This is a genomic window from Mycetocola sp. Y442 (genome assembly GCF_056898615.1).
The window spans coordinates 581,971-606,520 of record NZ_JBXHBV010000001.1; the positions used below are offsets into that span (position 1 = coordinate 581,971).

The following is a 24,550-nucleotide window of genomic DNA, read 5'->3' on the forward strand; positions in this document are numbered from 1 at the left end:
TAGCTGCGATCGATAGACGCCATTCCGAGGCAGAGCGCGAGCACGGTGCGCCCCACGAGACGCCCTCGTCGCTCAGCATGAAGTAGCCCCACGCCACCTGCGTTCGGCTGTCTCTCCGCTCGGCGCGAGTGGAGTGGCGACGAAGACGTGTTGCGCGGTCTACCCGTGGGCCAGTTCCGATTAACCGGAACTCAGTAGAGCGGACGGACTTGAACCCGTGACCGACGGATTATGAGTCCGCTGCTCTAACCAGCTGAGCTACCGCCCCTGATGGTGTCTAGTTGTCTGACACCTGGATGGGAATCGCCTCGGTGACCGGGTCGGTCACCGACTGTCCACGATACATGCTCTCGAACGTCGACAGCGTGCGCTGGATGTCGTGCGCCTTGATGGCCTCCCTCTAGTCAATCAAGACGCGCCAACACCTGCTCCTCGTGCTTTGACCCCACGGTCTCGTATCCGACGACGCCGACAAGCGGTGCGACCATGACGATCATCAGGCCCGTCCCTATGCTTGCCCCGGCCCAAACAACGATGAGTGATAACGCGAGAGTTATGACCATTCCCGCGAGAAGCACAAGGTGGAACGGGTCGAGAGCTCGCACTAAAAAGGCGTTGAGTGCGAAGATGACCAGGAGAAACACCAGCACGGGCACCGCCACCGACGCTACTGCGCCAACGGCGCTGATCCGCGCGTGTCCCTCGATGACATACGCGGCAACATGCAGCCCTGCACCGACCGCGGCGATTGACGTGAAGACCAGGATGTGTGCGTAACCCCACAGCGCCGCGCGGGAGCGCCGTACGGCGAGCACCTGCGCTGAGGGAAGGGTGAAGTATGACCACCAGAGTCCGAAGGTCAAGCCAGTGCCAGCGACCACGATGAGCACGGCCTCCGACGTCCACTCGTCGTGCTGCACGATGGCCGATACCGAAGCGATCGTACCGAAAATCGCCTCGCCAAGAGCGATGATCACGAGCAGCCCGTGGCGCTCCGCGATATGAGCCGCGTGCCAGCCTTTGCCGCCGAATCTCCTGTCGACGGCAAAGGGGCCGCCGAAGTCTGTCACTACCGCGACGACCAGCACCAGGACGACAATGGACGAAGGCATGGTGCGCAGGAGGTAGAACATTACCCACGCCAGTGACGAGACGAGGACCACTGCGGCGTTCGCGATATTCGCGGCGCGGTGGGCGGCGTCCTGCCATGCCGCGCGCACCCACTGGGCGACCACGGCAATGCGCATGACCACGTAACCGGCCACCATGATGCCGCTCTCCAACGGCTCGCCCTCATCGATGGAGACGAAGAAGGCCGGAATACCCAGCGCGAGTACGAGCACGCCGACCATCTGCACCATGGTCATGATCCTGAAAAACCAGTCGTCGGTATCGTAGCCCGACGCCATCCAACTGAACCCGATCCACGCCCAGCACACGGCGAGCATCGACAACACGAAGCCGGTGAGCGCGGACAACACATGGCCCTCTGCGAGGTAGTGTGCCAACTGGTCGGCGGCCTGGCCGAATGCCACAACAAAGGTGAGGTCGAACAGAAGCTCAAGCGGAGTGGCCCCGCGGTGCACCTGGTCGGGGTCGCGCGCCGTCATGCGGCGCAGACGGTGGTTCAGTGGACCTGACGACTGGGGCCGGGCGGTAGTCATGCGAGATACTGTGGCACAGCTGGGGTTACCGTCCTAGCAAAATCTACCCGGCTGGACCGAACACATCGGCGGCAAGAGAGGGTTCTCACGCTGTGCCAGCCTCGGTCACCACCGAGCTCAGGTAGAACCTCGTCCGAGCGTCATGGGAACTAATCGCCGCACGCGGACGGCCGATTGGGTCAGGAACAGCCAACACGTTCTCCTTCACTGGACGGCCCGCCAATGCATCACTCCGGCCGGCCACGTTGTCCGATCGATCGATCGATCAGTGCTGCCATCGCCGCCGCCGACGTTACTCGCGTGCCGTTCCGGCAACCAGACCCTGCCGAGCCCGAGCACCAACAGGACCCCCTCTGTCGCGTCGGTCGGAGTTAGAATCCGGTCGTGTTCGCGACGACAGATTCCGGCAGGGATCGTTTCGACCTCGCCGAGAGCCTGGACCGGAGGTTGCGTCGCGGGTGCGCCCCGAGGACAACGATCAGCGAGGTGGCGCCGATCAGCGCGTGATAGTAGGGCGGACGGGACTTGAACCCGTGACCGACGGATTATGAGTCCGCTGCTCTAACCAGCTGAGCTACCGCCCCTGATGGTGTCTAGTTGTCTGACACCTGGATGGGAATCGCCTCGGTGACCGGGTCGGTCACCGACTGTCCACGATACATGCTCTCGAACGTCGAGAGCGTGCGCTGGATGTCGTGCGCCTTGATCATGCGCAACGATTCGCGCTTCATCGACGTCATCTTCTCGGGTGACGCGGTGAGGACATCCGTCAACCGCGCCGCGAGCTCCGAAACGTTACCCGGTTCGAACAGGTAGCCATTGACATCGTTGTGCACGAGGTGCGGCAGCGCCATCGCATTCGCCGCGACAACCGGAAGCGCGGATGCCATGGCCTCCATCGTCACGATGCTCTGCAGTTCCGCAATCGACGGCATCGCGAGCAACGTTGCGCGGGTGTAGGTTTCACGCAGTTCCTCGTCACTCACATAACCGGTGAAGATGACCCGGTCATCGAGCCCCAGCGATGTTGTCAGCGTCTCGAGGTTGCGCTTCTGGTCTCCCCCGCCGACGATCTCGAGTTTCGCATCGAGTGCGGGGTCGAGAGTCGCGAAGGCTTTGATCAGAACGTCGATCTGCTTCTCGCCGGTGACCCGGCCGACGAACACAATGCGGTTCTCGGTCCGTGGCTCGAAACTCGGCGTGTACATCTGCGCGTCGATTCCACAGGAGATCGCGTGAACCCCGGTCAGGCCGGTGTACTTCTCCAGGAAGTCCGCCGCCCGGCGCGTTGGCGTCGTGACCTCTTCAGCCAGGAGGAGGTTGCCGCGGGCCAGCTTCCAGGCCCAGCGCACGAGCGACTCACGGAAGCGATGAGGCAACAACGTGAACTCGAGAGCGTTCTCGGGCATCAGGTGGTTGGTGGCGATGATCCGGATGCCACGCTTGGCGCCCTGGTTCGACAACCCGCGCCCGACGAGGGCGTATGACTGAGAGTGAATGACATCGGGCTTAACGGCGTCGATGATCTGTGCGGCGTCTTTGTTCAGACGCCACGGGAGAGCGAACCGCAGCCAGTCGTGCGGATACCAACGCCAGCTCTTGACCCGGTGGACGACCATCTGCTGACCCTCGTGGGTCTCCGTCCACGTGCCGTGCTTCCTGGACGCGGCTGGAGCAACCACGTGGACCTCGTGTCCGCGCGCAACCATGCCGGCGGCGAGGCGCTCAGAGAACCGGGCAGCGCCATTGACGTCGGGAGCAAAGGTGTCCGCCCCGATGATGATTCGGAGCGGACGGCTATCGTCGTGGGGCTGGTCGGTTGACCCGGCGTTTGTCGAGTGAACTGATTCTGGCACTGTGGGGATTCCTCCGTCATCGGCCGGAGATGATCACCCCGACCACATCCTCTGGCGGGGGCCGCCGGGGATCAATCGCTCTCATACTATCGGGCACCCAGCGCGTGTTGCCGGACATGGCTGGCGTGCCGCTGGGCATGCCGCCGACACCGGGAGGGTGTTCCTGTCGATTGGCGCCCCGCTGGATCGTCATCTCTGTAGCGGCACGCCAGCTGCGGCGTTAGCCTGACCACCCAGCAGAAAGGTAAGACCATGCGATACGCACTTCTCCTGCACAACCCTGAGCCGGCCGACGTCGGCATCACCGAGGCGGACATGGAACCGGCAATGGCCGCATTCGACGCCTACGCAAAGTCCCTCTCGGATGCCGGCGCACTCATCGGCGTCGATATCCTCCAGCCGGTCGCGTCCTCCACGACTGTCACCCTCCGCAACGGCGAGCTGCAGGTGCAGGACGGACCGTTTGCGGATACGCGCGAAAAGCTCAACGGCGTTTTCGTCATCGATGTCGCCGATCTGGATGCCGCCATCGCCTGGGCCGAAAAGTGCCCGGCCGCCCAGTACGGTGTGATCGAGGTCCGACCCACCGCCCTGTACTTCGCGGAGGGGCAGTGGCAGAACGCGGCCTGACGGTCGCAGAGGTGGCCGAGCAGGTCGCCCGGGATTCCCACGGGCGACTGCTCGCGCTCCTCGCGGCACGAAGCGGGGACATCTTCGCCGCGGAAGACGCGCTCGCCGACGCACTGGAGAGGGCGCTACTCAACTGGCCGGATACCGGGGTGCCGAGGAACCCCGAGGGCTGGATCTTCCAGGTCGCACGCAACAGGCTGCGGGACCACTTTCACTCAGCCGCCCAGCGGAGGTCTGTCCCGCTTGAGAGCGCCGACACTGCCGAGGACAGTTCGGACGACGTTGACCTCGACGCGATCCCGGACAAACGACTGGCGCTCCTCTTTACCTGTGCGCATCCGGCCATCGACCCCGCCATCCGCACACCGCTCATGCTTCAGACGGTTCTCGGCCTCGACGCCGAGCGTGTTGCGGGCGCATACGCCACCCCGCGCCACACAATGGCTCAGCGCCTCGTTCGTGCCAAACGTCGCATCCGGGATGCCGGGATCCCGTTTCGTGTACCCGACCGCTCGGAGATGGCCGGACGGCTCCCCGCGGTGCTCGAGGCCATCTACGGCGCCTACGCGATCGACTGGCAAGTCGTCTCGGGAACCACCATCAGGGGTTCGCTCTCGACTGAAGCGGTGAATCTCGCGGAGATCCTCGCCGAGCTCCTCCCGGACGAACCGGAGGCGCTCGGCCTCGCAGCCCTGCTCTGGTTGAGCATCTCGCGCACGGGAGCGCGGACCCTCCCGGACGGGACCCTGGTGCCGCTTGACGAGCAGGACACCGCGGTGTGGGATGCCGCCGCAATCGCCCGTGGTGAGGCATACCTGTCGCGGGCGCACAGGCTCGGCGCACCCGGGCGCTTCCAGATTGAAGCGGCGATCCAGTCGGTGCACTGCGCGAGGGCCAGCACGGGCACGACCGACCTGCGCGCACTTCGCACCCTCTCCGAAGCCCTCGTGACCGTCGCGCCAACGCTCGGAGCCCGGGTCGCACTCGCCGCGGTCATCGGCCAGGATGACGGACCGACGGCGGGCCTCGACGCTCTCGACGCGATCGCGGAGGCTGGCGTTTCGCGGTTCCAGCCCGCGTGGGCCGTTCGGGCCCACCTTCTCGCCCAGGCCGGTCGGGGTTCGGAAGCGATCGCCGCCTACGAGAGGGCGATCTCACTCACGACGGACCAACCCACCCGTGCGTGGCTTCGCGACCGCGCTGATGCGGTCCGCGCCGACGAGGTCCGCGCCGATGAGGCATCCGGTGACTGAAATCTACGCCTGCACCTGCGGGTGGTGCCTGGCCAGCTGGAACACTCCCCAGACCGCGATTGCACCGGCGACGGCAAACCCGATAACGGCCCAGAGCGGCGCGCCGCTTGCCTCGTCGAGGACGACGATGCCGATCGCGACGGCGACCATTGGGTCGACGACGGTGAGCCCGGCGATGACGAGGTCAGGCGGCCCAGAAGAGTACGCGGTCTGCACGAAGTACGCGCCGAGGCCAGCGGCAACGAGAAGGCCGACGACACACAGGACGGTCAGCCAGTCGAAGTTCTCGTGAACTATGCGGTTGATGACGACTTTCGCGAGCGTCGCGACGAAACCGTAGATGATTCCCGCGGCGAGGATGTAGAACAGCGCCTTGGCGCGCTTGCGGAAGAACAGGAACCCGAGCGTCAGGAGGATGAGCACCACACCGAGCATGATGAGGATCGTGATGAGATCGACGTTGGACACCGGCTTCTCACCGCCGACGAGCGCCGCGATCGTCACAAACAGAGCGACGCCGGCCACACAGGCGGAGATCGCAATCACACTCGGGCGGTTGAGGCTCATCTTGTAAATGCGCGCGTTGAGAATCGCGGTGATCACGAGGGCGATGGCGCCGAGCGGCTGAACGAGGATCAGCGGCGAAAAGGCAAGAGCGCTGAGCTGGAACGCAATGGCGAACCCGAGCATGAGTGTCCCGAGAACCCATGACGGTCGGGTGAGCAGAAGCTTCAGCTGGCTGAAGTTGAGTCCGGTGGTCGCATCGACACCGCTCGACGATTCGACCTTGGTCACACCGCGGTGCTGGAACTGCGCACCGAGCGACATGAAGACTGCGCCGACGATGGCGAGCGGGATGCCGATGAGCTGGCTCGGGTTGCGAACAAACTCGCTCGTCAGGTCGCTGAAGTCGTTGTTCGCAAACATCACGTTGTGAGCCTACAACGGGCGGCTCTTGGTTAGGCTCAACGAATGGCCATTCTCCCCATCCGTATCACCGGTGACCCCGCCCTGCACTCCCCCGCCGAACCCGTGACGGTTTTCGATGACTCACTTCGGCAGCTCGTCAGGGACATGTTCGAGACGATGGATGCCGCTCCCGGCGTCGGACTCGCGGCGCCGCAGGTCGGTGTTCCCCTGCGTCTGTTCGTGTACGGCTACGACACCGACGAGGTCGGGCCCTGGCGCGGTGTCGTGATCAATCCCGAGTTGTGGATCACTCCCCCTCCTGCGGGAGAGCCCGACGAGGACGAAGAGTCAGAGGGATGCCTGTCGTTCCCCGGCGAGAGATTCCCCCTCCGGCGCGGCGAGGAAGCGATCCTCACCGGAGTCGACCTCGAGCAGAACCCGGTTGAGTTGAGAGTCAGCGGCTGGCACGCGAGGATCCTCCAGCACGAGTACGACCATCTCGACGGATACCTGTACGTCGACCGCCTCGGCCGCCACGACCGCAAGATCGTGGCGAAGATCACGAAAAAGATGGGCTGGGGCGTACCCGGCGTGAGCTGGATGCCCGGCGTGGACGACCTCGACGCCTGAACCAGCACTTTCGACAAAGGCGCCGCTCGCAGGAACTTGGCGGACGGCGCCTTTTTTGTGCCCCGAGGATCGCGACCGATACGACAGCCGGTCGACCGCCATCCGGGATCCCGCATCCGGCATCCGCGATCCGGCATCCGGGCAAGAAAAAAGGCCACAGGGGTGGAGCCCTTGTGGCCTTTTCGCTCCTCGACTTGGACTCGAACCAAGAACCTACCGGTTAACAGCCGATTGCTCTGCCAATTGAGCTATCGAGGATCATTGCGTTGCGTAGCTACTTTACCAAAGCTTTGCGAAACACAAAATCGAGACGGTCACCTCGGGCGAGTCTTGTCGCCGTCGCGCTGCCCGGTTGCCTCGGCGAAGCCCGCCAGGAACGGGTGCGCGCCTTCGCCCAACAGCTCATCGATGGGCGCGAGACCAACGATTCGACCCGCGTGCAACGCAACGACCCGCCGTGTGGTGTGCCTGAGCAGGGCGAGATCGTGGCTGACGAGGATCGCGGAAAAGCTTCCCTCAACCCGGAGCCGTTCAATGAGTTCGCTGATCGAACCGCGTACCGTCACGTCAATGCCGGCGGTCGGCTCGTCGGCGATCAACACGCGTGGGGCGAGCACGAGCGACCTCGCTATCGCAACCCGCTGCCGCTGGCCGCTGGAGAGCTCGAACGGGTACTTGTCGAGCACAGCGAGGGGCAACTGCACCTGGTCGAGCATCGTGGCGACCCGGAGGCCCACCGCCTTGGCGTCGTACCGTCGGTCGCGAGCCAGGATCGGCGCTCCGACGAGCTCGGCGACGGTCAGCTCCGGCGCAAGCCGCGCGGCGGCATCCTGGGGCAGGTACGCGACGTTGAAGGTCAGCCGAGCCAGCTCCCTGCGACGGATGCCGCGAAGCGCGTGACCGAGGACGCGTGCCTCTCCCCCGGAGATCACCGGGGCCGGATCGGTTCCGCGCGCACCGGTCAGGTCACCGGCGAGCACCCGGGCGAGTGTCGACTTGCCCGACCCCGATTCGCCGATGATTCCGATGACCTCATCATTGGCAACAGTCAGGCTGACCCCGTCGACCGCGCGGTGCGCCACGCTTGCCCGGTGCGCCGGATAGTCGACGGTCAGATCGTCGACGATGACTGCCGCATCGCCTGTGTTTGCCGGGGAACTCATGGTTACATCCTGCCTTAAGGCGTGTGGATCGCGAACCCGCTAGCCCTCGCGGAGGCTCCGTCGTTCGCCCTCGATGGCCATCAGTTGCGCCTGGAGGGCGCGGTAGCCTTCGCGCTCCTTCGGGTCGACGCGCTGCAGTCGTCCGAGCAGTTCGTGGGACTGCCTGAGCAGTTCCCGGTCGATGAGGGCGACGGTGATTTCACGAACGTACGCGGTCAGGTCGCGCTCCGATCGCTCCGGAATCGGTGCGACGGCAAGCTGCTGCACGATGCCCGTCATCGGCGTTGGCGCCATCTCGGTCACGCGGGTGAACCAGGCATCCGTGCCGAAGGCGTCCATGCTCGCCGCAATCGCATCCCGGACGATCGCGAGCGTCGGGTTCACAAAGGTCGTGAGCATGGCCCGCTGGACGAGCTCGCGCCCCGCGAGGGCCGGATGCTGCAGGATCGCCATCAGCGCATCCCGCTCAAGTCGTGTGGCCGGGTCGCGGGGCAGATCGCGGATCGACGCGGGGCGTTCGGCGACGACTCCGTCGGCTCCGGCCTGGCGCGATCCGTTGTCCTGTGACGTGCCGAGGGCGCCGCGCGACGCGCGGGAGACGGCGGCCTGCACCTCGGGCAGGTCGACGCCGAGGTGCCGGGCCAGCACACGGGTGTACCCGGGCCGAAGTGACGGGTCGCGGATGTCGGCGATGACAGGGGCGGACGCCCGCAGCGCACCGACCCTGCCCTCAACGGTTTCGAGGTCGAAGCTCGCGAGGGTCTGCCGAATCACGAACTCGAACATCGGCTCTTTATTGTCGACGAGCCTCCGCACCGCGTCGTCGCCGCGGTTGAGCCGCAGGTCGCAGGGGTCGAGCCCGTCGGGTGCGACAGCGACATAGGTCTGGGCAGAGAAGCGGCGCTCTTCGGCGAACGCGCGCATTGCGGCCTTCTGGCCGGCGGCATCCGGGTCGAAGGTGAAGATCACTTCGCCGTTCGCTGTGTCGTCGCCCATCACGCGCCGGAGCGTCTTGATGTGGTCGACGCCGAACGAGGTGCCACAGGTCGCGACGGCAGTGGTGATTCCCGCGAGGTGGCACGCCATGACGTCGGTGTATCCCTCGACGACCACGACGCGGTGGCTGCGGGACACGTCACGCTTGGCGAGATCGAGCCCGTAGAGCACCTGGGCCTTGTGGTAAACGGGTGTCTCAGGCGTGTTGAGGTACTTGGGTCCCTTGTCGTCGTCGAGCAGCTTGCGCGCACCGAAGCCGACGGTCTGGCCGGTGACATCGCGAATGGGCCAGATCAGCCGACCACGGAACCTGTCGTACACGCCGCGGTCGCCCTGGGAGACGAGCCCGGCCGTCGTGATCTCCTCGACGCTGAAACCCTTGGAACGAAGGTGTTTGGTCAGGGCGTCCCAGCTCTTCGGCGCGAAACCGACGCCGAACCGCGCTGCGGCGATGTGGTCGAAGCCGCGTTCGCCGAGGAACCGGCGGCCCGGATCTGCTCCTGGCGTCGTGAGCTGCTCCTGGAAGAACGCCTCCGCCGCCGCGTTTGCGGCCAGCAGCCGTGCCCGGTTCGTGGAGTCGCTCGGCGCGCCGTCGCCGTCTTCGTAGGTGAGGGTGAAGCCGACCCGCTGTGCCAGCCGCTCGACGGCATCCGCGAAGCTGACGTGGTCCATCTTCTGCAGGAACGAGATGGCGTCGCCGGACTCACCACAGCCGAAGCAGTGGTAGAAACCGAGCTGCGGGCGCACGTGGAAGCTGGGGCTGCGCTCATCGTGGAACGGGCAGAGTCCCTTGAGCGAGCCGACGCCGGCTGACTTGAGGCTGACGTGGTCACCGACGATATCGGCGATGTTCGTGCGCGACTTGACCTCTTCGATGTCGCTTGAACGAATACGGCCGGCCATCCGTCTATCCTACCGATCGGGTATGGCCGAAACGCTCCTCAACAGGCACGGTTCAGTGCCTGCCAACGGTGAGTCGTTCGTGCCAGGCGAGGGCGGACTGGTCGGTGAGGCTCGCCACCTGGTCGACGATGACCCGCTTGCGGGCAGCATCGTCGGATGCCGCGGCCCAGTCATCGGCGAACCCGCGGTCGAGCGATTCGGGTCCAGCCGCATAGAGCTGGTCGGCGAGGTCGGTGAGCAGGCTGCGTTGCTTGCGGTAGATCGGCTGGCGCGAATCGCTCGACATCACGAACGCCGCGACGACGCCCTTGAGCACGGCGATCTCGGCCTGCACGTCGTGCGGAACGACGACGGACGCGCTGAACCGGATGACGCTCTCCTGCGGGTACGCCTCGCGGGTTGCCTTGGTCGCCGACTGCGCGAAGTGGCCGATCATCTGGCTCGTGAAGTTCTTGAGTTTGCCGAGGTCGCGCCGCGACCCGTCCCAGCTCGACACCCAGAGCGGGTGGGCAGCCAGGCGATCGAAGGCCTGAGCCATGTCGTCGAGGGTGAAGTCGGCGCCTGCCCACTCCTGCACAGCGGCGATGAGCGAGTCGTGTCCGGCCCTCGCGCTGAGAAACGCCGGGTCGATGTACTCGTTCACAATGGCGTCTTCGAAGTCGTGCACCGAGTAGGCGATGTCGTCGGAGAGGTCCATCACTTCGCTCTCAATGCAGCGCTGGCGCGGCGGCGCACCCTGGCGCAGCCAGACGAAGGCGTCGCTGTCGTCGTCGAAGAAACCGTACTTCGCGCGTCCGCCCGGATCGATAACCGCCTGGGCGGCGGGCCACGGGTACTTGCAGCTCGCGTCGAGGCTCGCCCGGGTGAGGTTCAGCCCGTAGGAGTGCCCGTCGGGTCCGAAGACCTTCGGTTCGAGCCTGGTCAGTATCCGCAGGGTCTGGGCGTTGCCCTCGAAGCCGCCGATGTCTTCGGCCCAGATGTTGAGCGCACGTTCACCGTTGTGGCCGAACGGAGGGTGGCCGAGGTCGTGGGCGAGGCAGGCGGTGTCCACGACGTCGGGTTCGAGACCGAGGCTGGTGGCGAGTTCGCGGCCGACCTGGGCCACCTCGAGCGAGTGGGTGAGCCGGTTGCGGGCGAAGTCGAGTCCGGCCGCCGGGCTCAGCACCTGGGTCTTCGCGGCGAGGCGCCGGAGTCCGCTCGAGTGCAGCAGGCGCGCGCGGTCGCGGGCGAAGTCGCTGCGCCTCGAGGAGTGCTCTTCGGGCAGTGCCCGTTCGGTGTCGTGTTCCGAGTACTGACCCGGCGTCGGCGCGCTATCCGCCACTGGTGTCGCTCTCGGTCTCGGTCAGCGTGCCGCGTCCGACGCTGTCCAGCGTCCGCGAGTTGAGCCAGCCGTCGGGCAGCACCGTGCGCTTCGGTGAACCGGCGCGACCGCGCTGGCCCTCGGCGTCGGCGCCCGGGTATGGCAGTGTCCAGTCGAGCGTCGCGAGCAGTTCGTCGAGTTGCTCGAGCGACTCGACAGTGGCGAGGCGGGCACGGAGGTCCCCGCCAACCGGGTACCCCTTGAAGTACCAGGCGACGTGCTTACGGATGTCACGGCATCCGCGTTCTTCGCTCTCAAAGAATTCGGCGAGCAGCTCGGCGTGGCGACGGAAAGTGGACGCCACCTGACCGAGGCTCGGGGTAAACCGCTGGTCGCTGCCGGTGAACGCCGCGGCGAGGTCACCGAAGAGCCAGGGCCTGCCGAGGCAGCCGCGACCGACGACGACGCCATCACAGCCGGTCTCGGACATCATCCGCAGGGCGTCTTCGCCCGACCAGATGTCGCCGTTGCCGAGGACGGGGACGCTCGTCACCGTCTCCTTGAGCTTGGTGATCGCAGACCAGTCGGCGTGACCGGAGTAGAACTCGCTCGCCGTGCGCGCGTGGAGGGCAATGCTTGCGACTCCGGCGCCCTCGGCGGCCTTGCCCGCCTCGAGGTAGGTGAGGTGGTCGGCGTCGATGCCCTTCCGCATCTTCACCGTGAGCGGGATGTCGCCGGCCGCCTTCACGGCGCCCTCGACGATGTCGCGGAACAGGTCCTGCTTCCACGGCAGCGCGCTTCCGCCGCCCTTGCGGGTGACCTTGGGCACCGGGCAGCCGAAGTTGAGGTCGATGTGGTCGGCGCGGTCTTCGGCGACGAGGATCGTGACGGCTTCTGAGACGGTCTTCGGGTCGACGCCGTAAAGCTGGATGCTGCGCGTCGTCTCCGACTCGTGGTGGTTGATCAGCCGCATGGTCTCCTTGTTGCGCTCGACGAGCGCGCGGGAGGTGATCATCTCGCTGACGTACAACCCGGCGCCGAACTCGCGGCAGAGCCGGCGGAACGCGGTGTTGGTGATCCCGGCCATGGGCGCGAGAACGACCGGCACGTCGAGCTCGAGAGAGCCGATCGACAGTGCCGGGGTGTGGCTTATCGTTGGGGAAACAGACATGTCCTTCAATTCTCCCAGAAAGCTGGCGAATACATGACCGTCGAGCAGTTGCCGTCAGGATCGGATCGGGTGAGGGCGGATGCCGCCGGTCGTGGCCTCGAGGTTGAGATCGTCCCGCGCCCCGACGCATCGAGCCTTGAGGAGGCGGCGGCGCTCCTGGGCATCGAACCTCGTGGCATCGTGAAGACGCTCGTCGTGAAGCGCCACGACGGTGATTTCCTGTTCGCGCTGGTGCCGGGCGGGCGGAAGATCTCGTGGCCCAAGCTGCGCGCCCTTGTTGGGGTGAACAAGCTGTCGCTGCCATCGGCGGACACGGCATTCGACGCGACGGGATACGCCCGCGGCACGATTACACCGCTCGGCAGCACGACCCCGTGGCCCGTGTATCTCGACGAGTCCGTCGTCGGCACTCGCGTCGCGCTCGGCGCCGGAGCGCCGGGGCTGAGCGCGTTCGTGGACGCGGACGCGCTCGCGCGGGCGTTCGACGCCGTGGTGGCAGACATCACCGATCCGGAGTGAGCCGACGGGCGCGACCGCTCGCGGTGGTTAGAGACCCGAGCGAAACGCCTTCTCCACAGCCGAGGTGACCTCGGCGAGGGACGGAATCACGCAGGCGTCGCCCTCGCAGCTGACGGCATCCGTGTCACCAAGCAGGGTCAGGCGTGGACGTGTGCTGTTCTCACTCATGCTGTCGCTCCTTCACTTTCCATCTGTCGTTCCATCCAGACCTGGTCGAGGATCTGGGCGAAGGCCGCAGCCTCCTGCGCTCCCGAGATGCCGTACTTGCCGTCGATGACGAAGAACGGGACCCCCTGGATGCCGTACTCGTGGCCCTGGGCCTGGTCGGCGCGCACGTCGCCGAGGTACTCGTCGGCGGAGAGCGATCGAACCACATCGTCGCGGTCCAGCCCGATCTCGGCGGCGAGGTCGGCGAGATCTTCGATCCGGCCGACGTGCCTGCCCTCGGTGAAGTATGCCTTGAGCAGGCGCTCCTTGGCCTCGAGCTGCTTGCCGTGCGCCTTCGCGTAGTGCAGCAGCTGGTGGGCCTTGACCGTGTTGGTGTGCTTGAGGATGTCGTAGTTGTAGTCGAGGCCCGTCGCCTTGGCGATGCCACTGACGTTGTCGAGCAGGCCGCGAACCTGCTCGGCAGGCATGCCCTTGTGGGTCGAGAGGAATTCAACCTCATCGCCGTCGAAATCGACGGGGGTATCCGGCGCGAGTTCGAAGCTGTGATATTCGACGGTCACCGCAGGTGCGTTGGCGCCGGCCTGTTCGGCGAACGCGGCGGCTCCCGTCTCGAACTTGCGCTTGCCGATGTAGCACCAGGGGCACGCGATGTCTGACCAGATGTCGATCTTGATTGATTCACTCACACTCACGCCAACCGGGGTGCTCGCGGTTGTATTCCCGCCGCCGTATGGCTCGATTGGCGGATGCCGTCGCCGTCATCCGTCACGAATGCACGTCACCCCTCCTCCACAGCCACTCAACTGTCGCGAATGCACGTTTCCTTCGGTCATAACGCGCGATCGCGACAGCTGAAGCTGGGGGCCCCGCCCTTCTGCCACTCAACTGTCATGAGTGCACGTTTTCGTGGGTCATAAGCTGCATTTGCGACAGTTGAAGCGGCCGACCCCGCACCTCTGCCACTCAACTGTCATGAATGCACGGTTCCGCGGGTCGTAACGTGCATTTGCGACAGCTGAAGCCGCGGCGCATGCGGCGGGAGAGGCGACCGACCGGCGGATGCAGTCGCGGACGGCCCAGAGCGGGCATCCGCCGCGGCACCACTCAACCGTCCAAAAGCACGTCACCCCTGCTCCGGCACCACTCAACTGTCACGAATGCACGTTCTCGTAAGTCATAACCCGCATTTGCGACAGTTGAAGGGCGGGCCCCCGCCCTGCTGCGACTCAAGTGTCACGAATGCAGGTTTCCGTCGGTCATAACGTGCGTTTGGGACAGCTGAAGCGGCGGACCCCGCACCTCTGCCACTCAACTGTCACGAATGCACGTCGACCGTGGCCCGTAACGTGCATTTGCGACCACCGAAGCGGCGCGCGCAGGCCCGTCAGGTTCCGGGCTTGTCGACGGCCCCGCCGAAGCGTCGGTCGCGGTCCACGTACAGCCCAACCGCTTCCCACAGGTCCTCGCGGGTGAAGTCCGGCCAGAGCGTGTCGAGGAACACCATCTCCGCATACGCCGACTGCCACAGCATGAAGTTGCTCGTCCGCTGCTCCCCCGAGCTGCGCACGAACAGGTCGACGTCCGGCAGGTCCGGCACGTACAGCTGGCGCTGGATCGACTTCTCGGTGATCCCGGACGGCTTGAGCGTGCCCGCAGCGACCTGCTCTGCCAGCTGGCGCATGGCATCCGTGATCTCGGTCCTGCCGCCATAGTTGACGCACATCGTCAACGTCAGCACGTCGTTGTCCTGCGTGAGCTTCTCGGCGTACTGAAGCTCGTTGATCACGGATGCCCACAGCCGCGGCTTGCGCCCCGCCCAGCGAACACGAACCCCCCACTCATTGAGCTGGTCACGGCGGCGGTGCAGCACATCGCGGTTGAAGCCCATGAGGAACCGCACCTCGTCGGGTGACCTGCGCCAGTTCTCGGTAGAGAAGGCATACACGGAGAGGTGCTTCACGCCCATCTGGATGGCGCCGGCGACGACGTCGAGCAGCGCCGCCTCCCCCGCCCGGTGGCCCTCGACCCGGGGCAGCCCCTTGCGGTTGGCCCAGCGCCCGTTGCCGTCCATGACGATCGCGACGTGCTTCGGGACTGCCGCAGCCGGAACCTGTGGTGGGTAGATACCCGTCCAGTCGAGGGGACGGAACGGAACGGCATCCTTGTGCGTGAATGGCTTGGGCAAAGTTACTGTGCTCGCTCTCGTGACACGTGGACAAGGGATTTCAGACCGCGCTCGAGGTGCCACTGCGTATACGCGGCGACAACACCGCTCGCGCGCGACCGGAGCTGGTCGCCCGAGGCGTCTGCCGCGTCCCAGTCGCCGGTGAGCAGTGCGGCCAGAAGGGTGATGGTGTCTTCGTCGAGTCGCGGGCTGCCGGGCGGGCTGCAGTTGTCGCACACGACCCCGCCGAGTTGCACCACCATGTGACGGTGGGGTCCGGGCGCCTGGCACCTGGCGCAGTCGAAGAAGCTCGGTGCCCAGCCCGCGAGCGACAGCGAACGGAGGAGATACGAGTCGAGGATGAGCGTGGCGTCGTGGTCGTGGCGCGACAGGGCGCGCAGCGCGCCAACGAGCAGGAGGTACTGCTGGAGGGAGCCCTCCGACTCGGTGAGCTTGTCCGCCGTTTCGACCATCACCGTCGCCGCGGTGTAGCTCGAGTAGTCGGCGGCGATCAGTGCACCGTAGGAGGCGAGGGTCTCGGCCTGGTTGATGACGTCGAGCGTCCTGCCCTCGTAGAGCTGCAGGTCCGCGACCATGAAAGGCTCGAGCCGGGCGCCGAACTTGGAGCCGGTGCGTCGAACACCCTTCGCTACCGCGCGAACCTTGCCGCGACCGCGGGTGAGGAGCGTGACGATCCGATCGGCTTCGCCCAGCTTGTGGGTGCGAAGCACGACTCCTTCTTCACGGTAAACGGGCACAGTCCAGTATCTCGCGTCCCGCTGAGCGCTCGGTCAGATCGCGGGGCGTGGCATCCGCAATTATCACGCTGCCCGCGAACCGTCGCAGGCAGCGCGGACAGAGAAAGGCCCCGCAGGCGCCTCTCGGCGGTGCGGGGCCTTGCTGGCAGTGGCGGGCTGAGTCCGCCGAAGCCGGCTGAGCCCTCCGAGGCGGGGTACAGCCGCCCCGGGTCAGACCCCGGCGAGCTCGCGGTCGGGAGTCGAGGTGCGGATGGCACGGTTGACCGCTGACACGACGGCCTTGAGCGACGCCGTCGAAATGTCAGCATCGATACCGACGCCCCAGAGCCGGCGGTCGCCGACCTGCAGGTCGACGTAAGCCGCGGCGAGTGCGTCTCCCGACGCGCTCAGTGCGTGCTCGACGTAGTCGTAGAGCGTCACATCGATTCCACGGTCCCGCATCACGGTGAGGAACGCAGCGATCGGCCCATTGCCCGTCGCGGTCGCCTCGGAGACCGTGTCGCGGTCGCGCAGGTCGATGGTGAGCTCGACGGACCCCGCCATGCGGCTCGACGTGCGAGTCGACTGCAGCTCGAACCGGCCCCACTTCTCGGCCTCGGTGTCGCTCGGCAGGTACTCGTCCTGGAAGACTCCCCAGATCGCGTCGCTCGTGAACTCGCCACCCTCTTCGTCGGTCTTCGCCTGGACGACACCGGAGAACTCGATCTGCAGCTTGCGCGGCAGGTCGAGCGCGTGGTCCGTCTTGAGCAGGTAGGCAACTCCGCCCTTGCCCGACTGCGAGTTCACCCGGATGACCGCCTCATAGTTGCGACCGAGATCCTTGGGATCGACCGGGAGGTACGGCACAGCCCACTTGAGCTCGTTGACATCCTTGCCCTGCGCGGCAGCGTCGGCGGCCATCGCCTCGAAGCCCTTCTTGATGGCGTCCTGGTGCGACCCGCTGAAAGCGGTGAAGACCAGGTCGCCCGCCCACGGGCTGCGCTCGTGCACCGGGAGCTGGTTGCAGTACTCGGCGGTGCGCTTGACCTCGTCGATGTCGCTGAAGTCGATCTGGGGATCGATGCCCTGCGTGAACAGGTTGATCCCGAGGGCGACGAGGTCGACGTTTCCGGTGCGCTCGCCGTTGCCGAAGAGGCAGCCCTCGATGCGGTCAGCGCCGGCGAGGTAGCCGAGCTCCGCGGCGGCAACGGCTGTGCCGCGGTCGTTGTGCGGGTGGAGCGAGATGAGGACGTTCTCGCGGTGGTTGAGGTGGCGGCCCATCCACTCGATCGAGTCGGCGTAGACGTTCGGACTCGCCATCTCGACGGTCGACGGGAGGTTGATGATCACCTTGCGGTCGGGCGTCGGCTGGAACACCTCGAGCACCTGGTTGCAGACATCGACGGCGTACTCGAGCTCGGTTCCGGTGTAGCTCTCGGGCGAGTACTCGTAGTAGACGGTAGTCTCCGGGATCGACTTCTCCATCTCGCGGCACTTGCGCGCGCCAGCGAGGGCGATATCGATGATGCCCTGCTTGTCCGTGCGGAAAACGACCTCGCGCTGCAACACACTCGTCGAGTTGTAGAGGTGCACGATCGCCTGCTTGGCGCCGGCGATCGACTCGTAGGTACGCTCGATCAGGTGGTCGCGCGCCTGAGTCAGAACCTGGATCGTGACGTCGTCCGGGATCGCGTTCTCGTCGATGAGACTGCGAACGAAGTCGAAGTCCGTCTGGCTCGCGCTCGGGAAACCGACCTCGATCTCCTTGTAGCCCATCTTGACCAGCAGGTCGAACATGATGCGCTTGCGTTCGGGACTCATCGGATCGATGAGAGCCTGGTTTCCGTCTCGAAGGTCGACGGCACACCAACGCGGTGCTGCAGTGACCCGCTTGTCGGGCCAGGTGCGGTCGGGAAGGCTGACGTCGAAGGTGTCCTGGTACTGGCTGTACTTGTGGATCGGCATACCCGACGGGGTCTGGTTGTTTTGCATAATCTCTTCTCCTCGCGTGTGATGTTCAGCCAACGATGAACTCCGCGACGAGAGGGCTATGAGCTAAGCCTCGCCGCGGCAGCTAAGAAGGAAGGCACCGAACAACACAGAAACAGGCTAACACCACGGGCGTCGCCCCCGCATCGCTTCTGGGCATTTTGATCCCCGAATGGTGCCTCACACGAAAATCTGCTCGGTTCTGCACTCCGCGCGTGGGGCGGACCCGAGCGAGATGCCAGTCCCCGGCTGCCGCGGTCAGGGCACAGGCGATTCCGGGGTGATGAGTCCGTGCTCGTAGGCGAAGATGACGAGCTGGACCCGGTCACGCAGAGCGAGCTTGCCGAGCACCCTCGAGATGTGGGTCTTCACCGTCGCTTCGCTGAGGAACTCGCCCGCGGCGATCTCGGAGTTGCTCATTCCTCGCGCCGCGAGAGCGAAGATGCCCTTCTCCCTCGCCGTGAGGCTTTCAAACTGGTCGGGTACGGGACGGGTCGGCGAGCCCCCACCGAAGTGGCTGAACAGCGCCTGGGTCGCACCGGGCGCGATCACCGCATTTCCGGCGTGCACGGTGCGGATGGCGGCGAGGAGAAAACCGGGATGGGTGTCCTTGAGCAGGAATCCGCTGGCGCCGTTGCGCAGGGCGTGCGCAGCGCCCTCGTCGAGATCGAACGTTGTGAGAACGATGATGCGGGGCGGCACCGTGCCGGCGGCATCCGCTTGTTCGAGGATCGCGATGGTGGACTGGATGCCATCCATCACCGGCATCCTGACGTCCATCAGGATGACATCGGGCTGGGTCTCCCGCGCGAGCGCGAGGGCCGCTCTCCCGTCGCCGGCCTCGCCGACGAACTCGAAGTCGGCTTGCGAGCTGACCAGCATGCGGATGCCGGCACGGAAGAGCTCCTGGTCGTCAACGAGGGCGACACGAATGGTCTCACCGGTCATCGGATTGCTCCCATCTGAGCGAGGTTGGGGACGGGGACATAGGCCGAGACGACGAACCGGGAGTCCTCGGTGCGTTCAGCGGTAAACCAGCCGCCGACGAGGGCGGCGCGCTCGTGCATTCCCGGTAGTCCGTGCCCGACACCGTCCGGCAACGAGGGAACCGGGGCGATGAGGTTGTCCACCCGGACGACAACTCCCGTGCTCTGCCAATGCAGGTCGACACGCACCGGTTCGCTTCGGTTGCCGTGTCTCAGCGCGTTCGTGAGCGCTTCCTGAAGGATCCGGTAGATCGCGATCTGGTGGCCGGTCGGTAGCGGAGGCTGCGCACCCGAGATATTCACACGCACGTCGAGGCCCGCGCCCCTCATCTGTTCAAACAGAGCGTCGAGGTCGGTGAGCAGCGGCTGGGGCCCATCGCCCTGACGGTGCCTCAACTCTGCCAGCAGCAACCTCACGTCCCCGAGCGCGCCCCGTGCCGTCTCGGCGATCGTTTCCAGCGTCGAGTCCATGGCCTCCGGGTCACCCTTCTGCGCGTACCGCGCCCCATCTGCCTGCGCGATGACGACCGCGAGGGAATGCGCGACGACGTCGTGCATGTCACGGGCGATCCGGTTGCGCTCCTGCTCAACGACGACGTTCTGCTCCGCCAGTCGCTGCTCCTCCTGCGCTTGTCGACGCCGAACACTCTCCGCCTTCGCCGCCTGCGACGTGCGCACGAGCAGGCCGATCGTCCACGCCAGCGTGAAGACGAAAATGGCGGCGATGGAGCCGAAGACCGAGGCGATGACGACCCCGGGAAAATCCGCCATCTGCGTCAGGTCGTATCCCGTGGAGAAAAAGATAAGCGACGTGTATGTCGCCGCGACCACTCCGCCGACGATCGCCGAGGCGAGCCCGGCCCATCGGACCCAGGTGCCTCCGTAGCACCCTGTCGCGTACAGCACGGCGAGGATCGCCAGGTTCGAGGGAACGGGCTGCATGGCGCCGGTGAGCTGAACGGCAACCGCGAGCCAGGCCACCGCAAGCGCGAGGCCGGGCGACAAGCGGCGCAGCGCGAGCGACGCGGTCATGCCGAGTGCGACGATCACGGGCGCCATTCCATCGCTGAACGGCAGTTCTACCGACGCAACGACGAGTCCGAACAACGCCGCGACAACGATGTCGACGGTGATTTGCGGCGGCGAGAGACGACGGAACATATCTCCACGCTAGTTCCCGTCGGAGCCGTGACGTGGCTATCCGGTACATCGGGAGGTGAAGATCATCCTCCCGATGTACGAATTGCTAGAACCCGAGGCGTCCGAGGAGCTTGGGGTCCCGCTGCCAGTCCTTCGCAACCTTGACGCGCAGCGACAGGAACACCTGCTTGCCGACGAGCTTCTCGATCGGGATGCGGGCCTGCTGGCCGACATCGCGCAGCCTGGACCCGCCCTTGCCGATGATGATCGCCTTCTGGCTGTCACGCTCGACGAAGATGTTGGCGTAGATGTCGAGGATGTCCTTGTCCTCACGGTCGATCATGTCGTCGATGGTGACGGCGATCGAGTGCGGCAGCTCATCGTGGACTCCCTCGAGGGAGGCCTCTCGGATGTACTCAGAGATGCGGTCTTCGATGCTCTCGTCGGTGACGGCATCCTCGGGATAGAGAGCCTCCGATGTCGGCATGAGCGCGATCAGCTCCCGGACCAGAATGTCGAGCTGGATGCTGCTTGTCGCTGACACAGGAATGATCAGGTCCCAGTCGCGCAGCTCCTGTACCGCGGCAAGCTGCTCCGCGGTTGTGGGTCGCGGCGCGGCGTCGATCTTGGTGACGATGGCCACCTTCTTTGCCCGGGGGTACTGGTCGAGCTGCTCATTGATGAACTTGTCGCCTGGGCCGATCTTCTCGTTGGCGGGGACGCACAGGGCGATCACATCGACGTCGCTGAGCGTCGACTGCACGAGGTCGTTGAGGCGCTGCCCGAGAAGAGTCCGCGGGCGGTGGATGCCGGGGGTATCGACGATGATGAGCTGGCCGGATTCGTCGTGCAGGATGCCACGGATCGCTTTTCTCGTTGTCTGCGGCTTCGAGCTGGTGATCGCGACTTTCTGCCCGACGAGTGCGTTGGTCAGTGTCGACTTGCCGACGTTGGGCCTGCCGACGAACGAGACGAAGCCCGCGCGGTATCCGTTGTCGGGAAGGATCTCCCGTTCCGGCTGGACGTGCTCCGGCTGCTCCGGCTCCTGCACCTGCTCCTGCTCCTGTTCCTGCTCTGCATCGGGCTGGTCATTCTGCTGATCGTCATGGGTCATGACTACTTCTCCTCTGATTGTTCGAAAGATTCCTGCACGTCCTTGAGAGCTTCTGTTCGCTCCACGAGGATCGTGCTGACGCCCTTGCGGCGCCCTTCTGTGCGCTCGGCGGTGAGCACGAGTCCGTCGGTCTCGACCGCGGAGCCGGCGACCGGCAAGCGGCCGAGCAGTTTCGCGAGCAACCCGCCGACCGAGTCCACCTCGTCGTCGTCGAGTTCGAGGTCGAACAGTTCACCGAGTTCGTCGACGGGAAGCCTGGCGTTGACGCGATACCTGCCGTCGCCGAGGTCCTCGACATCGCGGCTGTCCGCGTCGTACTCGTCGGAGATGTCGCCAACGAGTTCTTCGAGCAGGTCCTCGAGGGTCACCAGGCCGGCGATCCCGCCGTACTCGTCGACGACCATGGCGAGGTGGTTCGACTCGAGTTGCATCTGCTGGAGCAGCGAGTCGGCCTTCTTCGACTCTGGCACGAAGAGCGCCTCGCGGGCGAGGCTCCGTACCGTGACGCTGTTGGCTTTGGCGTCACCCTCGTGAACCAGCCGGACGACATCCTTGAGGTACAGGACCCCGACGACGTCGTCGACCTCGCCGTCGGTGACGGGCACCCGCGATACCCCGGTGCGCAGGAAGAGGCTCATTGCCTGCTGCACCGTCACGGACGCGTCGACGGTGACCATGTCCGTGCGGGGGATCATCACCTCGCGCACTACCGTCTCGTTGAACTCGAAGATGCTGTGGATGAGTTCGCGGTCGTCCTCCTCCAGCACGTCGAGTTCGGTGGCCTCGTCGACCATGCTCAGGAGCTGCTCTTCGCTCGAGAATGACGCGTTTCGAGCGACTCCGGGGGTGACGCGGTTACCGAGCGCGACCAGTGCGTCGGCGAGCGGGCCGAGAAGCACCCGGATGAAGCGCACGAGCGGGCCGGCGAGTCGCAGGATGGCGTCGGCGTGCGTGCGGCCGTAGCTCCGCGGGCTGGCCCCGACGAGCACGAACGAGACGGCAGTCATGATGAGCGCGGACAGGAGCAGGACGAGCCACTGCTCCTCGAGGCTGAACGCGAAGGCCAGTGTGACGAGTACCGCCGCGGTCGTTTCGGCGAGGATACGGATGAAGTTGACCGCGTTGAGGTGCGCGTTCGGGTCATCCGCAATGCCCTGCAGTGCCGCCGAGTGTCGTGAGTGGGAGGCGAGTTCGGCGATGTCCGCCCGTGACTTGACGCCGATCGCGGCATCGACGGATGCCATCAGTCCGCCGAATGCGACGAGGACTATCGCGACGGCTATGAACCAGAAAAGTGTCATGGCCTAGGAACGGCGCTCCTCAATACTGAAGCCAAGCAGGATGTCACGCTGGATTCCGAACATCTCCCGCTCCTCGTCCGGTTCGGCGTGATCGAATCCGAGCAGGTGCAGGATGCCGTGCGTCGTGAGCAGCAGCAACTCCTGCATTGTCGAGTGCCCGGCCGTCTCAGCCTGCGCCTCTGCGACCTGCGGGCACAACACGATGTCGCCCAACAGTCCGGGCGGAGTAGGCGCATCCTCTGTCCCAGGCCGCAGCTCGTCCATGGGAAAGCTGAGCACGTCGGTTGGACCCGGTTCGTCCATCCACTGCACGTGCAACTGCTCCATGGCCGCTTCGTCGACGAGCACGATGTTGAGGTCGGCCTCGCTCGAGACGTGCATGACACCGAGTGCGTAGTCAGCCAACCGGAGAATCACCGACTCATCGACGGGAATCGCTGATTCGTTGTTGATCTCGATACTCACGAGCTGGTTCCTCTTCTCTTCGCACGGTCGCGGGGTGTTGATCCCCTGCGGTCGGCCCGGTTGGCAAATTCCTGAGCCTGGCCACGCTCGAAGCGTTCGGCCTGCTTCACCTGGTCGTACTCGCTGTAGGCGTCGACGATCCGGCCGACCAGTGTGTGCCGGACGACGTCATCGCTGGTGAGGCGCGCGAAGTGGATGTCGTCGATGCCGTCGAGCACCCGGGTGACCAGGCGGAGCCCGGAGGCACCGACCGGGAGGTCGACCTGGGTGATGTCGCCGGTGACGATCATCTTGGAGCCGAAGCCCAACCGCGTCAGGAACATCTTCATCTGCTCCGGCGTGGTGTTCTGGGCCTCATCGAGGACGATGAACGCGTTGTTCAGCGTGCGGCCGCGCATGTAGGCCAGCGGCGCCACCTCGACGGTGCCGGCGGCCAGGAGTTTGGGGACCAGTTCCGGATCCATCATCTCGTTGAGCGCGTCGTACAGCGGGCGCAGGTACGGATCGATCTTGTCGGTGAGGGTCCCTGGGAGGAAGCCGAGCCGCTCCCCCGCCTCGACGGCCGGCCGGGTGAGGATGATGCGTTCGACTTCCTTGCGCTGAAGGGCCTGCACGGCCTTCGCCATGGCGAGGTAAGTCTTTCCGGTTCCGGCTGGGCCGATCCCGAACACAATGGTGTTCTCGTCGACGGCGTCGACGTACTCCTTTTGCCCCAGGGTCTTGGGCCTGATCGTCTTGCCGCGCGAGGTCAGTATCGCCTGGCCGAGCAGCTCAGAGGGACGGCCAGACGCGTCGTCGAGAATCCGGGCGGACGAGCGCACCTCGAGCGGGTCGAGGTCCTGGCCCTGCTTCACCAGCTCGATGAGCTCCTGGATCAGTGTTCGCGCTGCCTGCACCTGCTGGGGGTCGCCGGACAGGTTGATCTCGTTGCCGCGGACGTGCAGCGATACACCGGGGTACTGGGTCTCGATCGTGGTGAGCAAACGATCCTGTGCACCGAGGAGCCTGACCATGGCGACGCCGTCGACGTGGAGGCTTGCTTCGGACGATTCGGATGCCGACGGCGCCGCTGCGTCGCGGTCCTGGGCCGCCCGGTTGGGCGTCACCGGCTCGCTCGAGCCGGAAAGGTCGTCAGAATCAGGCAAGTGTTCCCTCTCCAAGAGTCCCCGCGAGGACGTGTGCGTGAACATGAAAAACTGTTTGACCGGCCGAAGGACCGGTGTTGAAGACGAGGCGGAATTCTCCGCCAGCGCGCTCGTTCGCGAGTTGCTGGGCGAGAGCCACCATCTCGGCCATCAGGCCGGGGTCGCCCGCGGCGAGCTCTGCCACGTTCCGGTAACTCTCCGTCTTCGGAACGACGAGCAGGTGGACGGGTGCCTGCGGTGCGATGTCCTCGATGGCGATCAGGGAATCGGTCTCCGCGACGATCGTTGCCGGGATCTCGCGCGCGATGATGCGGCTGAAAATGCTTCGCTCAGTATCGGACATGGTT

Annotated in this window: 25 protein-coding genes and 3 tRNA genes; 6 read left to right on the forward strand and 22 right to left on the reverse strand. The window is 65.5% G+C overall.

Features of this window, described 5'->3' with window-relative positions:
- Positions 1-195: 195 nt before the first annotated feature.
- A tRNA-Ile gene (locus AC1X6S_RS02745) sits at positions 196-268 on the reverse strand.
- Positions 269-281: 13 nt separating this feature from the next.
- Here AC1X6S_RS02745 and AC1X6S_RS02750 point away from each other — a divergent pair.
- A complete protein-coding gene (locus AC1X6S_RS02750) occupies positions 282-404 on the forward strand; it encodes a hypothetical protein (protein ID WP_483404285.1) in 123 nt (40 codons plus the stop codon).
- Here AC1X6S_RS02750 and AC1X6S_RS02755 read toward each other — a convergent pair whose 3' ends face one another.
- Positions 405-1,664, reverse strand: coding sequence for a low temperature requirement protein A (locus AC1X6S_RS02755; protein WP_483404286.1), 1,260 nt, complete (start codon positions 1,662-1,664; stop codon positions 405-407).
- A gap of 384 nt (positions 1,665-2,048) precedes the next feature.
- Here AC1X6S_RS02755 and AC1X6S_RS02760 point away from each other — a divergent pair, with 384 nt between their 5' ends.
- Complete coding sequence (locus AC1X6S_RS02760) at positions 2,049-2,171, forward strand: hypothetical protein (RefSeq protein WP_483404287.1); 123 nt, start codon at positions 2,049-2,051, stop codon at positions 2,169-2,171.
- Between the two features lie 3 nt (positions 2,172-2,174).
- Here AC1X6S_RS02760 and AC1X6S_RS02765 read toward each other — a convergent pair.
- Positions 2,175-2,248, reverse strand: a tRNA-Ile gene (locus AC1X6S_RS02765).
- A 9-nt stretch (positions 2,249-2,257) separates the two neighbouring features.
- Positions 2,258-3,520: a glycosyltransferase gene (locus tag AC1X6S_RS02770; protein ID WP_483404288.1), complete on the reverse strand. Its 1,263-nt coding sequence runs from the start codon at positions 3,518-3,520 to the stop codon at positions 2,258-2,260.
- A 252-nt stretch (positions 3,521-3,772) separates the two neighbouring features.
- On the opposite strand from AC1X6S_RS02770, the gene AC1X6S_RS02775 reads away from it, so the two are divergent.
- Positions 3,773-4,150 carry a YciI family protein gene (locus tag AC1X6S_RS02775; RefSeq protein ID WP_483404289.1) on the forward strand — a complete coding sequence of 126 codons (378 nt, stop codon included), beginning with the start codon at positions 3,773-3,775 and terminating at the stop codon, positions 4,148-4,150.
- Positions 4,132-5,403, forward strand: coding sequence for an RNA polymerase sigma factor (locus AC1X6S_RS02780; RefSeq protein WP_483404290.1), 1,272 nt, complete (start codon positions 4,132-4,134; stop codon positions 5,401-5,403). Before AC1X6S_RS02775 ends, AC1X6S_RS02780 begins: the two co-directional genes overlap by 19 nt.
- 3 nt (positions 5,404-5,406) lie before the next feature.
- Here the strand turns inward: AC1X6S_RS02780 and AC1X6S_RS02785 are convergent, their stop codons facing one another.
- Positions 5,407-6,330, reverse strand: a complete 924-nt coding sequence (locus tag AC1X6S_RS02785) for a DMT family transporter (RefSeq protein ID WP_483404963.1) — start codon at positions 6,328-6,330, stop codon at positions 5,407-5,409.
- 45 nt (positions 6,331-6,375) lie between these two features.
- Here AC1X6S_RS02785 and def point away from each other — a divergent pair, with 45 nt between their 5' ends.
- Positions 6,376-6,942 carry a peptide deformylase gene (def, locus tag AC1X6S_RS02790; protein WP_483404291.1) on the forward strand — a complete coding sequence of 189 codons (567 nt, stop codon included), beginning with the start codon at positions 6,376-6,378 and terminating at the stop codon, positions 6,940-6,942.
- Between the two features lie 185 nt (positions 6,943-7,127).
- On the opposite strand, the gene AC1X6S_RS02795 is transcribed toward def, so the two are convergent.
- The 5 genes from AC1X6S_RS02795 to dusB form a co-directional block, all read right to left on the reverse strand.
- Positions 7,128-7,200: transfer RNA gene (locus AC1X6S_RS02795), tRNA-Asn, on the reverse strand.
- 56 nt (positions 7,201-7,256) lie between these two features.
- On the reverse strand, positions 7,257-8,105 hold the full coding sequence (locus tag AC1X6S_RS02800) for an ATP-binding cassette domain-containing protein (protein WP_483404292.1): 849 nt from the start codon (positions 8,103-8,105) through the stop codon (positions 7,257-7,259).
- A 39-nt stretch (positions 8,106-8,144) separates the two neighbouring features.
- Positions 8,145-10,004 carry a DNA primase gene (gene dnaG / locus AC1X6S_RS02805; protein WP_483404293.1) on the reverse strand — a complete coding sequence of 620 codons (1,860 nt, stop codon included), beginning with the start codon at positions 10,002-10,004 and terminating at the stop codon, positions 8,145-8,147.
- A gap of 52 nt (positions 10,005-10,056) precedes the next feature.
- Positions 10,057-11,325, reverse strand: coding sequence for a deoxyguanosinetriphosphate triphosphohydrolase (locus AC1X6S_RS02810; protein ID WP_483404294.1), 1,269 nt, complete (start codon positions 11,323-11,325; stop codon positions 10,057-10,059).
- On the reverse strand, positions 11,315-12,475 hold the full coding sequence (dusB, locus tag AC1X6S_RS02815; protein WP_483404295.1) for a tRNA dihydrouridine synthase DusB: 1,161 nt from the start codon (positions 12,473-12,475) through the stop codon (positions 11,315-11,317). Before dusB ends, AC1X6S_RS02810 begins: the two co-directional genes overlap by 11 nt.
- Positions 12,476-12,508: 33 nt before the next feature.
- Between dusB and AC1X6S_RS02820 the strand changes: the two genes are divergently transcribed.
- The gene (locus AC1X6S_RS02820) at positions 12,509-12,994 is read left to right on the forward strand and encodes an aminoacyl-tRNA deacylase (RefSeq protein WP_483404296.1); all 486 of its coding nucleotides are present in this window, start codon (positions 12,509-12,511) and stop codon (positions 12,992-12,994) included.
- A 27-nt stretch (positions 12,995-13,021) separates the two neighbouring features.
- On the opposite strand, the gene AC1X6S_RS02825 is transcribed toward AC1X6S_RS02820, so the two are convergent.
- The 12 genes from AC1X6S_RS02825 to AC1X6S_RS02880 all read right to left on the reverse strand — a co-directional run bounded on the left by AC1X6S_RS02825 (position 13,022) and on the right by AC1X6S_RS02880 (position 24,546).
- Positions 13,022-13,162: a hypothetical protein gene (locus AC1X6S_RS02825; RefSeq protein ID WP_483404297.1), complete on the reverse strand. Its 141-nt coding sequence runs from the start codon at positions 13,160-13,162 to the stop codon at positions 13,022-13,024.
- Complete coding sequence (locus AC1X6S_RS02830) at positions 13,159-13,848, reverse strand: DsbA family oxidoreductase (RefSeq protein ID WP_483404298.1); 690 nt, start codon at positions 13,846-13,848, stop codon at positions 13,159-13,161. The genes AC1X6S_RS02825 and AC1X6S_RS02830 overlap by 4 nt, the downstream gene beginning before the upstream one ends.
- Positions 13,849-14,546: 698 nt before the next feature.
- A complete protein-coding gene (locus AC1X6S_RS02835) occupies positions 14,547-15,347 on the reverse strand; it encodes an isoprenyl transferase (RefSeq protein WP_483404299.1) in 801 nt (266 codons plus the stop codon).
- Between the two features lie 2 nt (positions 15,348-15,349).
- Positions 15,350-16,084 (reverse strand): DNA repair protein RecO, encoded by a 735-nt coding sequence (gene recO, locus AC1X6S_RS02840; protein ID WP_483404300.1) that lies wholly within the window; start codon positions 16,082-16,084, stop codon positions 15,350-15,352.
- Between the two features lie 210 nt (positions 16,085-16,294).
- Positions 16,295-18,055, reverse strand: a complete 1,761-nt coding sequence (gene leuA / locus AC1X6S_RS02845) for a 2-isopropylmalate synthase (RefSeq protein WP_483404301.1) — start codon at positions 18,053-18,055, stop codon at positions 16,295-16,297.
- A gap of 255 nt (positions 18,056-18,310) precedes the next feature.
- Positions 18,311-19,000, reverse strand: coding sequence for a response regulator (locus tag AC1X6S_RS02850; protein WP_483404302.1), 690 nt, complete (start codon positions 18,998-19,000; stop codon positions 18,311-18,313).
- Positions 18,997-20,199, reverse strand: coding sequence for a sensor histidine kinase (locus tag AC1X6S_RS02855; RefSeq protein ID WP_483404303.1), 1,203 nt, complete (start codon positions 20,197-20,199; stop codon positions 18,997-18,999). The genes AC1X6S_RS02850 and AC1X6S_RS02855 overlap by 4 nt, the downstream gene beginning before the upstream one ends.
- A gap of 85 nt (positions 20,200-20,284) precedes the next feature.
- On the reverse strand, positions 20,285-21,292 hold the full coding sequence (era, locus tag AC1X6S_RS02860) for a GTPase Era (protein ID WP_483404304.1): 1,008 nt from the start codon (positions 21,290-21,292) through the stop codon (positions 20,285-20,287).
- A 2-nt stretch (positions 21,293-21,294) separates the two neighbouring features.
- The gene (locus AC1X6S_RS02865) at positions 21,295-22,593 is read right to left on the reverse strand and encodes a hemolysin family protein (protein ID WP_483404305.1); all 1,299 of its coding nucleotides are present in this window, start codon (positions 22,591-22,593) and stop codon (positions 21,295-21,297) included.
- A 3-nt stretch (positions 22,594-22,596) separates the two neighbouring features.
- Positions 22,597-23,058 carry an rRNA maturation RNase YbeY gene (gene ybeY / locus AC1X6S_RS02870; RefSeq protein WP_483404306.1) on the reverse strand — a complete coding sequence of 154 codons (462 nt, stop codon included), beginning with the start codon at positions 23,056-23,058 and terminating at the stop codon, positions 22,597-22,599.
- Positions 23,055-24,071 (reverse strand): PhoH family protein, encoded by a 1,017-nt coding sequence (locus AC1X6S_RS02875; RefSeq protein ID WP_483404964.1) that lies wholly within the window; start codon positions 24,069-24,071, stop codon positions 23,055-23,057. The genes ybeY and AC1X6S_RS02875 overlap by 4 nt, the downstream gene beginning before the upstream one ends.
- Before the next feature lie 124 nt (positions 24,072-24,195).
- Positions 24,196-24,546, reverse strand: coding sequence for a histidine triad nucleotide-binding protein (locus AC1X6S_RS02880; protein WP_483404307.1), 351 nt, complete (start codon positions 24,544-24,546; stop codon positions 24,196-24,198).
- Positions 24,547-24,550 lie beyond the last annotated feature (4 nt).

Coding starts and splice junctions, on each gene's coding strand:
- AC1X6S_RS02820 (WP_483404296.1), top strand. CDS start 12,509: ATGACCGTCGAGCAGTTGCCGTCAGGATCGGATCGGGTGAGGGCGGAT.
- AC1X6S_RS02800 (WP_483404292.1), bottom strand. CDS start 8,105: ATGAGTTCCCCGGCAAACACAGGCGATGCGGCAGTCATCGTCGACGAT.
- AC1X6S_RS02825 (WP_483404297.1), bottom strand. CDS start 13,162: ATGAGTGAGAACAGCACACGTCCACGCCTGACCCTGCTTGGTGACACG.
- AC1X6S_RS02855 (WP_483404303.1), bottom strand. CDS start 20,199: ATGTTCCGTCGTCTCTCGCCGCCGCAAATCACCGTCGACATCGTTGTC.
- era (WP_483404304.1), bottom strand. CDS start 21,292: ATGACCCATGACGATCAGCAGAATGACCAGCCCGATGCAGAGCAGGAA.
- AC1X6S_RS02880 (WP_483404307.1), bottom strand. CDS start 24,546: ATGTCCGATACTGAGCGAAGCATTTTCAGCCGCATCATCGCGCGCGAG.
- def (WP_483404291.1), top strand. CDS start 6,376: ATGGCCATTCTCCCCATCCGTATCACCGGTGACCCCGCCCTGCACTCC.
- leuA (WP_483404301.1), bottom strand. CDS start 18,055: ATGCAAAACAACCAGACCCCGTCGGGTATGCCGATCCACAAGTACAGC.
- AC1X6S_RS02875 (WP_483404964.1), bottom strand. CDS start 24,071: ATGGTCAGGCTCCTCGGTGCACAGGATCGTTTGCTCACCACGATCGAG.
- AC1X6S_RS02785 (WP_483404963.1), bottom strand. CDS start 6,330: ATGTTTGCGAACAACGACTTCAGCGACCTGACGAGCGAGTTTGTTCGC.
- AC1X6S_RS02775 (WP_483404289.1), top strand. CDS start 3,773: ATGCGATACGCACTTCTCCTGCACAACCCTGAGCCGGCCGACGTCGGC.
- AC1X6S_RS02865 (WP_483404305.1), bottom strand. CDS start 22,593: ATGACACTTTTCTGGTTCATAGCCGTCGCGATAGTCCTCGTCGCATTC.
- dusB (WP_483404295.1), bottom strand. CDS start 12,475: ATGTCTGTTTCCCCAACGATAAGCCACACCCCGGCACTGTCGATCGGC.
- AC1X6S_RS02755 (WP_483404286.1), bottom strand. CDS start 1,664: ATGACTACCGCCCGGCCCCAGTCGTCAGGTCCACTGAACCACCGTCTG.
- dnaG (WP_483404293.1), bottom strand. CDS start 10,004: ATGGCCGGCCGTATTCGTTCAAGCGACATCGAAGAGGTCAAGTCGCGC.
- AC1X6S_RS02850 (WP_483404302.1), bottom strand. CDS start 19,000: ATGACCGGTGAGACCATTCGTGTCGCCCTCGTTGACGACCAGGAGCTC.